Source organism: Candidatus Dependentiae bacterium, from assembly GCA_026389065.1.
Taxonomy (GTDB): domain Bacteria; phylum Babelota; class Babeliae; order Babelales; family Chromulinivoraceae; genus JACPFN01.
Genome location: JAPLIP010000010.1, coordinates 24,321 through 37,431, shown reverse-complemented (window position 1 = coordinate 37,431; position 13,111 = coordinate 24,321). Strand labels below are relative to the sequence as shown.

11 protein-coding genes are annotated in these 13,111 nt (G+C 35.7%); 4 read left to right on the top strand and 7 right to left on the bottom strand.

What is annotated here, in order from left to right:
• The first annotated feature begins 63 nt into the window (after positions 1-63).
• From NTU89_00460 to groL, 3 genes are all read left to right on the top strand, one after another.
• The gene (locus tag NTU89_00460; GenBank protein MCX5923020.1) at positions 64-462 is read left to right on the top strand and encodes a VOC family protein; all 399 of its coding nucleotides are present in this window, start codon (positions 64-66) and stop codon (positions 460-462) included.
• Between the two features lie 188 nt (positions 463-650).
• Positions 651-938, top strand: a complete 288-nt coding sequence (locus NTU89_00455) for a co-chaperone GroES (protein ID MCX5923019.1) — start codon at positions 651-653, stop codon at positions 936-938.
• An 11-nt stretch (positions 939-949) separates the two neighbouring features.
• Positions 950-2,593 (top strand): chaperonin GroEL, encoded by a 1,644-nt coding sequence (gene groL / locus NTU89_00450; GenBank protein MCX5923018.1) that lies wholly within the window; start codon positions 950-952, stop codon positions 2,591-2,593.
• Positions 2,594-2,710: 117 nt separating this feature from the next.
• On the opposite strand, the gene NTU89_00445 is transcribed toward groL, so the two are convergent.
• The 4 genes from NTU89_00445 to NTU89_00430 form a co-directional block, all read right to left on the bottom strand.
• Complete coding sequence (locus tag NTU89_00445) at positions 2,711-3,271, bottom strand: hypothetical protein (protein ID MCX5923017.1); 561 nt, start codon at positions 3,269-3,271, stop codon at positions 2,711-2,713.
• 134 nt (positions 3,272-3,405) lie between these two features.
• On the bottom strand, positions 3,406-3,957 hold the full coding sequence (locus NTU89_00440; GenBank protein ID MCX5923016.1) for a hypothetical protein: 552 nt from the start codon (positions 3,955-3,957) through the stop codon (positions 3,406-3,408).
• A gap of 73 nt (positions 3,958-4,030) precedes the next feature.
• Complete coding sequence (locus tag NTU89_00435; GenBank protein ID MCX5923015.1) at positions 4,031-4,600, bottom strand: hypothetical protein; 570 nt, start codon at positions 4,598-4,600, stop codon at positions 4,031-4,033.
• Positions 4,601-4,671: 71 nt separating this feature from the next.
• Positions 4,672-6,267, bottom strand: coding sequence for a hypothetical protein (locus NTU89_00430; GenBank protein MCX5923014.1), 1,596 nt, complete (start codon positions 6,265-6,267; stop codon positions 4,672-4,674).
• Positions 6,268-6,462: 195 nt separating this feature from the next.
• Between NTU89_00430 and NTU89_00425 the strand changes: the two genes are divergently transcribed.
• Complete coding sequence (locus NTU89_00425; protein MCX5923013.1) at positions 6,463-8,232, top strand: AAA family ATPase; 1,770 nt, start codon at positions 6,463-6,465, stop codon at positions 8,230-8,232.
• An 11-nt stretch (positions 8,233-8,243) separates the two neighbouring features.
• On the opposite strand, the gene NTU89_00420 is transcribed toward NTU89_00425, so the two are convergent.
• The 3 genes from NTU89_00420 to bamA form a co-directional block, all read right to left on the bottom strand.
• Positions 8,244-9,887 carry a penicillin-binding protein 2 gene (locus tag NTU89_00420; protein ID MCX5923012.1) on the bottom strand — a complete coding sequence of 548 codons (1,644 nt, stop codon included), beginning with the start codon at positions 9,885-9,887 and terminating at the stop codon, positions 8,244-8,246.
• Positions 9,887-10,198 carry a cell division protein FtsL gene (locus NTU89_00415; GenBank protein ID MCX5923011.1) on the bottom strand — a complete coding sequence of 104 codons (312 nt, stop codon included), beginning with the start codon at positions 10,196-10,198 and terminating at the stop codon, positions 9,887-9,889. Before NTU89_00415 ends, NTU89_00420 begins: the two co-directional genes overlap by 1 nt.
• A 90-nt stretch (positions 10,199-10,288) precedes the next feature.
• Positions 10,289-13,051, bottom strand: coding sequence for an outer membrane protein assembly factor BamA (gene bamA / locus NTU89_00410; protein MCX5923010.1), 2,763 nt, complete (start codon positions 13,049-13,051; stop codon positions 10,289-10,291).
• Positions 13,052-13,111: the final 60 nt, after the last annotated feature.

Sequence of the window (13,111 nt, the reverse complement as noted above, 5' to 3'; positions counted from 1 at the left end):
CTTAAAATTTATCTAATTTTCATGTATCCTGTTGGTAGAAATATTTTTTGATAAGGAATTTTTATGGAACATGGATCAATAAAATTAGGCATGGTCATTTTGATGCAGACTGATTTGGCAAAAGCTGTAGATTTTTATACAAAACTAGGATTGCCTCAAAAGTTTTACCTAGAGGGCAAGTGGGCAGAATTTGATCTCGGATGCGTTAAAATTGGTTTGTGCCCAACAGAGCAAGCGCAAGACAATGTTCGCTCAGGGGTTGTTTTTGAGGTGTTTGACGACTTAATTGCTTTGCATAAGAAGTTGACCGATGAAGGCTTAACCTTTGTCAATGAACCAGTAGTAGCTCCACATGGCGTTATGGTTGGGATGAAGGATCCAGGAGGAAACGTAATTGACCTGTATCAAGCGACTCCTGATAAACTCAAAGAATTTGCAGAAAAAACTAAAGAGCAAAAATAAGCTAGTTTTATAATCTTTTCTGGTGGTAAATCTTAAAGTTTTGCCTCCAGAAAAGGTTTGAACAAACTTGGTTTATAGGCTATAATTTAAGAGTGACTTTTATGAATCTGTCATCTTTCTGGTGGCATCAAAAAAGCGCAAAACTAGATAAAATCGTTATATTTTACGAGTCAAAAAAGGTTGTTTATATGTTCGAAAAATTTCGACCACTCAACAATAACGTTTGGATCAAACGCATCGAAGAAGAAACTAAGACAGCTGGTGGACTTTATATTCCAGATACAGCAAAAGAAGAAACACAAACTGGTTTAGTTATGGCTACTGGATCTGGTCTTAGGACTGAAAAAGGCGAATTTATACCTATGCAAGTTAAAGTTGGGGATACTGTTTTCTTTGGAAAATATGCTGGAACCAAGGCTGGGGAAAAGTTTCTAGTATTAAAAGAAGATGATGTTTTAGGCATTGTAGAAAAATAAGGACTTAAAATATGGCAAAAAGAATAGTATTCGGGACTCAAGCTCGAACTAAAATATTAGAAGGTGTCAACGTTTTAGCTAATGCAGTTAAAGTGACACTCGGGCCCAAAGGTCGTAACGTAACCATCGAAAAAACTTTTGGAGCGCCAACTATTACTAAAGATGGTGTAACCGTTGCAAAAGAAATTGAGCTAAAAGATAAGCTTGAAAATATGGGCGCTCAAATGGTTAAAGAAGTTGCCAGTCGCACAGCTGATGTAGCTGGGGATGGAACAACAACCGCTACCGTGCTTGCACAAGCAATTTTCCAAGAAGGTAACAAATATGTTACCGCTGGTGCAAACCCAATGGAATTAAAGCGTGGAATTGATAAGGCTGTTGCTCATGTGGTTAAATCACTTCAATCAATGGCTAAACAAGTAACAAGCAAAATAGAAATTGAGCAAGTTGCTACTATTTCTGCAAATCATGATATCGAAATTGGTAAATTGATTGCTGATGCTATGGAAAAAGTTGGTCGCGATGGTGTAATTACTGTTGAAGAAGCAAAGGGCACAGAAAGCGAATTGGTGGTTGTAGAAGGTTTGCGATTTGATCGTGGATACCTTTCTCCATATTTCGTAACTGATTCTGAAAAAATGGAAACAGTTTTAAGCGAACCGCTTATTTTGATGTATGACAAAAAAATCACAAGCATGAAATCGTTGATTTCAATTCTTGAAAGCGTCGCAAAAACAGGCCGGTCTCTATTGATTATTGCAGAAGATCTTGAAGGCGAAGCTTTAGCAACACTCGTGGTCAATAAAATCCGCGGAATGCTTAAAGTGGCAGCAGTAAAAGCTCCTGGCTTTGGTGATCGTCGTAAAGAAATGCTTGAAGATATCGCAATCGTAACTGGCGGCGTTGTTATTTCTGAAGATAAAGGCATGAATCTTGATACCGCAATGGAACAAGATTTAGGGCATGCAAAAAAAGTAATCTTAACAAAAGATGAGTGCACAATTATCCAGGGTCTTGGCTCAGATGCTGCGATTCAAGGACGGGTTGCTCAAATCAGAATGCAAATTGAAAACTGCACTTCAGAGTATGACTCTGAAAAGCTACAAGAACGTTTAGCAAAGCTTGCTGGCGGAATTGCAGTTATTAAAGTTGGCGCAGCAACAGAAGTTGAAATGAAAGAAATCAAAGATCGTATCGACGATGCTTTGAGCGCAACTACAGCAGCAGTTGAAGAAGGTATTGTCGTTGGTGGTGGTTGTGCATTAATTCATGCGCAAGCATTACTTAAAAGCCTAGAGCTTTTTGGCGATGAAAAGCTTGGATCTCAAATTGTACGTCGTGCAATTGAAGAGCCGCTTCGAATAATTTCTTCAAATGCTGGCCATGAAGGTTCTGTCGTTGTTAATGCTGTAGTAACTTATGCTGACGCAGGACATGTTACGATGGGATTTGATGCAAAAGAAGGTAAGTATGTCGATATGATTGCAGCAGGAATTGTTGATCCTGTTAAAGTTACTCGATGTGCTTTGCAAAATGCAGCATCAATTGCAGGTCTTTTGCTTACAACTGAAGCAATGATTTGTGACATTGAAGAAGAGAAAAAAGATCATCCAATGCCTCCAATGGGTATGGGTGGTATGTCTGGAATGATGTAAAAAATTCTTGACGTATCCGTCGATGACTTAAAACATACTTTCAAATTAAATAAAAAAGAATGGGACTTGAAATTTCAAGTCCCATTCTTTTTTATTTAATTCTTAATTTTTATTAAACTATCTAAACCATTTATTGTAAGTATCTGATTTTGTATCATCTTCTGGGCTATATTCTGATTTTGAAGCTTGTTTTTCTTCTAAATCTTGTAGTTTCTGTAGATTTTCTAGAATCGCACAAAGATGTTTTATATCAATTTTTGCATCTGCCTTTGCAGGAATGTTATTGTTGCCCGTGCGTATTGGTGAAACGTATTGAAGGTTGGGCAAATTGAAAGCAAAAGCTGCGAGGTCTGGAGAAACATTGTGGCCATTAGATGTTTGATTTGAATTATAGCTTTGTATCTTTAAAGGCTGGTTGCTTTCTTGGATTCTAGCAAGGCTTATAAGGGCTGGGCCGTTAGAATATTCACGAACCATTCGTCCAGAAATAGCGATTGGCCGTTTGCTAGGGCTTGGGTTGCGACGTTCTGGATTATGAGGAATTGTGAGCGAATTCGTTGGAAGACGTCGCGCACTAGGTTCAATCATCGGCACTCTGCTTAAAGCGCTCGAGTATATTCCAGATGTCAGGCCGGCAAAGGCAGCAAAAATAATTTTTTTATGTAAGGCTTTTTTCATACGAATCATTTTTTTACGTAAAGAGATTGAAGTTGTTTATGAATTATAAAGGTTTATAGGCTTATAAATTAAAGAGAGCGGATATTTATATATCCGCTCTCTTTAATAAATTTATTTATATTCTTCTATTTATTTTAATTTCTGTTAAATAATAAATCGGCAACAGCTATTTCTAATTTTCTTTGAGATATTTCTGATCTTTCTTGAGCTTTAACATAAGCTGCATCGTGCTTTTCAACAATCTTCTTTATTTCTAAGAGTTGTTTTACAAACGGATCTTCGTTTATTTCCAACGCTTTTATTGCCAACTGTTCTTCTTTTGTCAATGTTTCTCTTATTAATTCCTCTGAATCTTCTATTTGTCCTTTTTGACATTCTGGCGAATTACTTAAAGCGGTTAGAAGTTCATTAAAATTAAATGATAAACTCTCAACAGGGCTATTGCAAGGAGCTGTTATTCCAACCATGCTATTTTCTGGTTCTTCTGGAGACATTCCATTTTGAGCTGAAGTTAAAGGAGATGGCGTGTTGTCAAAGTCTGCGGATCTTGCATATTGAGTTTTTGCAGGAAGTGTCTTCATTGCAAAAGGAGCGCTTAAAGCTTTTTCTGAAGCGCTTACGCTGGCTACAGCGGCTATGCTCATAAAGACTGAGAAAATGATCTGTTTTTGTATGAAATTTTGCATATGTATGGACCCCTAAATAAAAAAATTAAACCTAAATAAATATTACCATAGTTTTTTCAAATAGTAAAACTTCTTAGTTTCTCTCAAAAATGTCATCAATTCCGCCAACGGTTATGCCACTTCTTGTATAGAATAATTCACCTGTTTTAGGGCATAATTGGGTTTTGTCGAGTGTGCAAGAAGGATACAGTTCACGCAAATCTCGTACCGCCTGTTTTCTAGCTTTAATGATTTCTGCTTGTAATGTTTGTTCTTTTCTATGTTTTTTCAAAGCATTTTTTTCAGCTTTAAAAGCTTGATGCAGTGTAGCTGTCACTACCAGAGCTCCTTTGGTAATTTCTTCTCGGGTTTCTTGTTCATTGTAAATAATGATATCGCTAGAAATAGATATTGGAGATTGACCTTCAAATAAAGGGCTTGGAGAAAATGAGTGCATTTTTCTTTGGCGCAAGGAAGGTGTTGCATCACTTGAAGACAGATTGTTTGAGTACAGGTTACTTGAGGATAGGTTGTCAAAAGACATGTTTTTAAACTCTTGACACAGGGGAGATGGTGGATTTTGTTGGTAACTGGACTGCAAGAATGATGACTGTGAGTATGATGCTGAAAAAGCTATAGCTAAAAACAAAGATTTTTTTAACATTTTTATAAACCCTAAATAAGAAATAATATATGGGCAAATTATAGCATGTTTTTTTTACTTAAGTACAGAATTTAGAATGTTAGCCCCGCTTTTAGCCATCCAGCCCAAGCTCCAAGGGCAGCATCATTTTGAGCAATTTCAATAGAAAGACCGATATTTACAAAATAATCACGAATCTCACCTTTGTCTGCTACTCCAACAGTCATAAATGCTCTGTGGATAATTGTTGACCGTGCGGCACAAGAAAATCTGTCGAGATCTTGAAGTTTTAGGTAGACGTTTTGTTGGGTAAATGTTGGAGTTGTACCACAGCACGAAAGGATTCCATCTGGTGGTGCAACAAAATTGATAGTACTTTGGCTTGCTGTTTGGCCCGGTTGTCCAACTGGTAATGGTTGCACTACTCCAGCACCGTCAATGTATGCAAGGTCTCCATTTTGATTAATAAATGCGATACCATATCTATCATTATGCCAAACGCCAGGTTGGTCATCGTGTAAAGCATCATAGCCATACTCAGGCTGTTTTGGATTTGGTGTAATTACTTCGCTTGCATGAGCCCAAAGTTCGTAGCCAATCGATCCGATAGATTCTTTGTATTTAAATCTAAATCCTGTTGCAAAGTTAACAATGTTAAATGGCTCAACACGGCACCTTAAAGTTAATGCGTTCATAGCAGGAATGAGCGTATTTGTGTATCTGTCAAGCAGTTTCATGTACCGAGAATACGATTTATTGTTAAGGTCAAAAGTTCTATTTTGATGGTTTCTAGACAAGAAATTATTGTTAAAGTCTAAGAAGTATAAAATTGTCGAATTTGAATCTTTATTCTTTTTATAAATTGGGAATTGAAAGAGCGCTGCAGCATTTAAAACAAAGTGAGTATTAAATCCTTGAACTGGTTCAAATAGTGAATAATTAGGATTAAGGCGAACAAAAGGAATGATAACTCCAGTGCTTGAAATAATTCTTACATCGTTATTATTTAAATATTGTGTGTTGAGAGCAATTTGCAGTTGGGTTAATGCAAATGATTTTTGATTGCAGGTATTAATTCGTGTGAATTGGTATTGTTTTTGGCTAAAGGCCTCTGCGATTGCAGGATCTCCACAAAAGCCAATATTGTTTTCTATCCATGTAAGTGGAGCTGCAAAGCTTAAAGACCAGTCTTTAAAAAAACTTGACTCATGAAATGCTCCAAGGTTTTGATTGTACTCAAGCATGATAGATGCTTGTTTCTCTCTTGGATTTAAAGAAAAACTTCTGCCTTGTGTATTAGTCATTCCAATCCATTGGCCTAAAATGTCTCGATTGAAAGATGGTACTGCGTACCCACCTTGAGACTGATCAACCGGAACAGGAGCGCCGGTTGTAGTAAAAGTATTTGGGCTTCCAGCGATTACAGTGAGTTCTTTTTTATAATCGAATAAGAAATATTTTTGTGAGTTTTTGTTGTCAATTGATGTTGAAACCATTGGATATATTTGAAAAGCAGCGCCATTAGTTTGCTTGTTGTAAGCCATATTGTTCCATGATGCTTGATTGACTGCAATAGAATCGAATATGGGGCGAACAAACATATAAGTTTGACTTGTGTAATCATCGAGCCCAAAGACGCTCTTAGAGGAGAAGATGACACAAAAAAGAGCTGCTATTTTATACTTCATTCTACGTTCCTTTTTACAAGGTTGTTTATCTTTATTTGTACCATATCACATAACTTTATTTTTGATAATTTTAAAAATCAATCTGTTTTTGTGATCTTTCTAGTTAGTCGAGACATTGTTATTGTTTTTACTCTGTTTTTATATTATTTTGGTCCTAAGCAGATAGTACAAAAACCTTATTTTGAAAGAAACAATATGAAGCAAATTCCATTTTTTAAAATCTTTTTTATATTTTGTGCTTTAAGCTTTGAAGCAAATATTTATTCTCGCAGCCCTAAAAAGCAACAAGAAAGAAAAGATGATTATAAATATACCGCTGGTCCAGCTGCGTTGAATAGAACTTTTATTGAAGACTCTTTTAAAAATCACCCACTCATTTTTACGATGTCTGTTGCAGCATTAATTACTACTTATTTATATCCGGCAGAAATTCAAAATTTTATAATTGCAAATCGTAATCCTATTGCCTGTGGTAGTTTTTTATCGTTGGCTATGATTTATTTAAATAAAAATAAAATTATATCTCACTTGCCGTGTGATCAAGAAGAAGAGGAAGATGGTAATTTTTTAAATTTTTCGAGATCTGGAGTAAGGATTTTTGGCCCAGGAATTATTTCTACTCGGTTTAAAGATGTTGCCGGACTTGATAGTGCAAAAGAAGATCTTTTTGATATTTTAAGTTTCTTAAAAGATCCAAGAAAATTTATAGAAATGGGTGCTCATGTTCCAAAAGGAGTTTTGTTATCAGGTCCTCCTGGAAATGGAAAAACTCTTTTAGCTCGCGCTCTTGCTGGAGAAACAGATTGTCCGTTTTTATACATAAATGCATCAGAGTTCATTGAAGCAATTGTTGGAATTGGTGCTTCTCGCATGCGTAATTTATTTGCAATAGCAAAAGAACTTTCACCTTGTATTATTTTCATTGATGAAATTGATGCAATCGGAAGAAAAAGAGTTGCTCATGGCTCTGGTGGAGATAATGAATTAACCCAAACCTTAAATCAGCTTCTTGCAGAAATGGATGGATTTGAGCAACAAGAAAATCCAATTATTGTAGTTGGAGCAACAAATAGATCTGACGTTCTTGATCCTGCGTTAATGCGTCCTGGCAGGTTTGATCGTAAAATTAATATTGATGTACCTTTTAAAAAAGATCGAATTAAGATTTTAAAAGTTCATTTAAAAAAGGTTAAAACATCGTTTGATATTGATGTTGAAAAAATTGCACAAGGAACTACTGGATTTTCTGGAGCACAGATTGCACAGCTTGTAAATGAAGCTGCAATCTTAGCAGTTCGTCAAGGTCAAAGATTTGTTACGATGAGTCATATTGATCAGGCTCGCGACTTTATGTTTTTAGGGCGTGAAACAAGAGGAATGGAGATTTCTAATTTAGAATTCTGGAAAACAGCCGTTCATGAAGCTGGGCATGCATTGGCCCATGTGTATCAAGAGCTTGCAACACCGCTTTATAAAGTTACGATAATTCCACGCGGTGGCGCCATGGGTCTTACTTTTGGTATAGAAATCAAAGAAAGGCATTCTCGCTATGAAGATGAAATGCTCGCAGAAATTGTTGTAGCTCTTGCTGGAAGTGTGGCAGAAGAAATTATTTATGGTGGAAGAGGTGCTGGAGCTTCGAGCGATTTGGCCTCTGCAAGAAAAATAGCAACTGAAATGGTTATGCATTATGGCATGACTGATGAGTTTAAAGATGTAACGTTTGCAGAATTCATACATAATCAAGATCATTTGCCCAATGAAATAGCAACAAAGTTACATAATGAGGTGGCACAAATAATTGCGCAGTGTCGCGCTGTTGCTTATAAGATTATATTTGATCATCAAGACAAATTGATGGAACTTGTCGATATGCTTATGGAAGATGGTACCGTTTTTGGAAAAGATGTGTATGAGCTTTGCGGCATCGAACAACCTGAAGCAGTCTATTCTTTATCTGTATAAAAAACTTTAAATTACAGCGTCATGTTTTTAGTCTGCTCTTGTAGAATCATACTTTCTGCAAGCTGCCTGAAAAGTGGCGCTGTAACCATTGAAGCGTAGGTCGCGCGTTTAGAGTCTTTTACATAGCAAACAATCACTCGATGGTAATCATCTTTTTGTACTGATCCAATAAATGAATAAAAGTGTCGATCTTCATTATATTTTCCATCCACTAAAATATTTGTAGTTCCTGTTTTTCCAAGGATTTTGTATCCAGGAATATTGGCTTTTTTTCCGCTTCCGATTTCTACGGTTGCTTCAAGTATTTTGACCGCATCATCAATTGTTTTTTGTGATAAAAATGGACCAGTTTTTGTAACATCATCATTTTTTATAAGCTTTGGAGTTACGAGGTATCCACCATTGACTATCATGCTAAATCCGCGCGCAAGCTGTAGCATAGATGTGGAAATTTCATAACCATATGAAAGAGACTGAATGGAGTAAGCAGACCAATTTGAAGGATGGTTTACAAAGCCTTTTTGCTCTCCTGGAAAGTTAAGTCCAGTAAACTCTCCAAATCCAAAAAGTTTATAATAATCATATAGATCAGCTCCAAGTCGCTTGGCAACCTTGACTATTCCTATGTTGTTGGAGTGTGCAATAATTTCTAAAAATGAAATTTTGCCGTGCGGTTGAATAGTTCTGAGCCTTAAATTATCAAGCCTTGTTTCTTTTGTGTTTTCACAATCAATAATTTCATCTAGCGCTGTTGCTCCCTCTTGCAGCGCTGCAACCGCTGCAAATATTTTTAGAACAGATCCGCTTTCAAAGCTGTTTACGATGGGGCGGCACTTAGTTGTTTCCATGTCTAAATTTTTAGTATTGTTTGGATCAAAATCAGGATAAGAAACTGCAGCAAGAATTTCTCCAGTTTGTGGATCAATTGCTAAAGCTCCGGCTTCTGTAGCTCCATAGGTGATAATTGCATCATTTAAAATAGTTTGGAATTTAAATTGAAGATCGGCAGATATTGTCAGCGTGATTGGCTGACCTTCAATGCCTTGATGTTTCGTTTCTTTTCCAAAGTAAAAATGATGAGACTTTGCATCTTTTTTAAGGTTATATGTAGTTGGCGTTCCAGAAAGCTCTTTGTTGTACATTGATTCAATTCCAAATAATCCAGCATTGTCTATGTCTGTTATTCCCACAATTGAACCAAGTGACTCGTAAGGATAAAACCGGCTTGATTCGTTGAGTAAATTAATGTCTGGTATCTTTGCTTGGTTTATCAGTTCTAGTTCTTCTGGCGAAAGATTTCGCTTGATAAACATGAAGTTCTTGCCCTTGCTGCTGGTCATTCTTTCATAAGCCTGAGGGAAATGTTTTTTTAAGAAAGCGTAAAGGTCTTTTTGGTTTGATAATGTTTTTGGCAAAATAAAGGCCGCAACGCTATCTTTATTAATTGCGACAGGGATATTGTCTCTGTCGAAAATATAAGCACGTTGTGGCAAGGTCTGAAGTGTTATGTTGTACTGTTTGTCCCCAAGATTTTTAAAAAAGTTGGTTTGTTGAATTTGTATAAAATATAAATTCAAAATAATCATGCTGTAAAGCATGAAAAATACGATAATTACGGTAAAAAGCCTGAAATAATTATTGTGAGAGCTATCCATTACGCCTCTGCTTTTGGTTGAGAGTCATTAATTTTTTGATCAGTTGGCGAGTTGATAGTTTTTGCTTCTTTTAGGGTAATTGGATTCATTAAAAGTTTGTTTTTAGCAAAATGTTGTATCGTTGAAAGTTGTTGGCCTTTGTGAAAGGCAAGCGTAAGGACTTTTTTTTGTTGTAACAGATCATCTTGCTGTTCATGAAGTTGTTGCATCTCATAGAGTATTTTTATAATTTTATTTTGCTTATGAATTAATAAAAAAATCATTATTAAATTTATTAATGCTGCAAAAATGAGCAGTGTTTTGTTTTTCATTATCACCAACATTCTTTAGCTATTGATAAAACATAGCTTATAAAAAAAAACAATCAAAGCGCAACAACCTTTTTCATAAACAATTTATTATTAGAACTCATGAACCATATTTAAATGCATTTGAGTGAGTTCGTTTTTAAACAATTTGCTTGGATTTAATTTAATACCAAAATCCACTTGTAATGGAGTTGGTGATTTAATTCGAATACCAATACCAACGCTATGTCGATATACAAAATTGTTATTACTAAATGCTTTTTGGAAGCTCAGTCCAGCATCCTTTGCAGCCTGAGAAAACTCATTAAAGTAAGGAGTATCCCAACCAGCACCACCATCGTAAAATATAACTCCACGAGTATTTAAGTTAGATGAAAGAGGAACTATAAACTCTACGTTTGCACAAAATCCTTTGGTTGCTCCAATAGAATCTGTTTTCCATGTTGGTCCAACTTGTCCATAAAGATAACCACGAATAGTTGTCGGACCCCCCATGTGATAGAATGCTTTCCATGGTGCGTCTTTACCTTTAAATGGCTTGATAATACCCATGTTTGCATGAATACATAAAACCAGGTCATGTTCATTAATTAATGGTGTGTACCAGGTCACATCAAGTTCTGATTTAAAGTAGTTAAAGCAGGCATTGCGATTAGGCCCAGTTTCAAGATGTGGAGTATTGCATCTGCTATTCCATCCAGGAACTGTAAGCTGAGTAAACCATTTCCATTGATGACCGTTTGTTGGAAATGCTATTCCATTTCTAAGATCTTGAGTTAAAGATCCAATAAATGAAATTTGATTACCCGTTTGAAAGTTCTTGTCTAAAAGAATCTGAGCAATTGTTTGATCAGCTTTGTTGAATTTTTGAGCTGCTTTTATTTTGCTATTATAAGTTATTCTCTCTGCGCTGACATTACCATCAACGTTAATTCCACCAAGGAGTTTGCTTACATATCCAAGTCCAACGATTCCACCAACAATTCGTTCAAGAGGTGCTTCTTGGGCAATATCAATTTGATCATCATATTCAGATGATTTTATGTAAGCGTTTGCAATTCCCTTGATTGGTTTGTCAAACATCCAAGGGTTAGTTGCCGTTGTCGTAAGCGAGCTATATTTTGAAGAAATATCAGCCGATGTGGACAGATCTACACCAGAGCCCACAAAGTTACGATCACCAGCGCTACATGAGAAGCTCAGGCCTGTTTGAGGAGAGTTTCTATTTGTTGGAGATCCCCCAAAGCTTAGGTTCATATTGAAGTAGCCAGTTTTTATTTCTTGTAGAACTAAATCCAAATCGGCATGAGCGTTGTCAATACGAATTGTTTTCCAATTAACACCATTTTTAGGATCGAAATATCCTAGGCGGCTTACAGAGGACTTAGAAATCTCCATAAATATATTGGTGATTAGTTCGCCTTCGTTTAGCAAGATGTTTCGTCGGATAACTTTATCACGAGTTTTTGTGTTACCTCGAACGGTTAATCTATTTAAATAAACTTGCTCTTTTAAATCGGAGTTAAAAGATATAGTTACCAATTTAGTTTTTTCATCGGTCTCAATTGACGGTTCAATATCTGCAAAAATATAGCCATGTTCACCCCAGATCAGGCGTAGATTTTCTAATGCGCTTCGTATATTTTCTAGGGAATAATATTGACCTTCGCAAATAGGTATAATAGCTCTAAGTCGATCTTCGCTAACCAGATGATTGCCTTGTACGTTTACAGCTTTAATTCTGTAGCGATCACCTTCTTGGATTGTGTACGTAATATGATAATCCTGCGTTACAGGATTTTGTTCGATTAATGTATCAGTCACTTTTGCCTGTATGAATCCATGGTTTTTATATAATTCTTCAATCATATATTTATCACCTTCTGACATTTCAGGATTGTAAGTACCCGAATGATCAAGAAGTCCAAGAATCCAATCTTCTTTAGAAAAAATAGCTCTTCTGAGTTTTTTACCTGAAATTCGCTTATTTCCTTTAAATGAAATGCGATTTAAGTAAGACTTTTTGCCTTCTTTGATAGTAAATTCTACAGAAACTCTACCATCTAAATCATGCTTTAAATCTGCGGTTATTTGTGCGTGGTGGAAGTTTTTCTTGCGATAATATTTTTTGAGTTTTACGATAAGCGCTTTTATTTCACCTTGAATAAGAGTAGAAATTTTATCCACTTTTAATTCAGCTTTTAGGTCTTTTTCTGAAATAGCTTTGTTACCAACAAATGTTACATCTTTAAGCTTTGGTTTTTCTTGGACAGATATCAAAAGATTAATTTTGTCTTTGCCAACAGGCGCAGCGTAGACTTTTACCTGATGAAAATAGCCAAGTTTGTATAAGTTTTTAATCATTGTTGCAGTGTAATTTGAACTAAACTCGTCACCAACCTTTAAAGGTGAGCTGTTGATAATAGAATCTTTAGAAATAATTATATTTCCAGAAACGTTAATTTCATTGATTTTTCTATGTTCATCATGCAGAGATAGTCTCTTGGTAAAATCAATGGTTGTTGGTAGATAGCTTGGTGAAATGATTGAATCAGATTTAACATCTTGAGAATTGTTAGTTGTTTCATCTGTGTTTTCTTGACTTGTTAGAGTATCTGTAATCTCACTAGAAACATTTTGATCTTTTATCTCTCGATAAGATAATTCTTGATCAGATAGAGTGTTTGTTGATTTATCTGCAGTGTTTTTTGATGAGTTTCTTTTTTGCTTCGTTACTTTTTTAATTGTGCTGTGTTGGTTTTTTTCTTTTTCGCCTTGTGTTTCTTGTGTGCTAAAATAAAAACCAAGTGATACTAGAAATAACTTCGCTACAATTTTTTTGTTCTCAAGTGCCATCCAATTTTCTCCTGAATTGAAATCTAAGTTTGGGTTGCTGCAACCCAGCTTGAAAGTTTA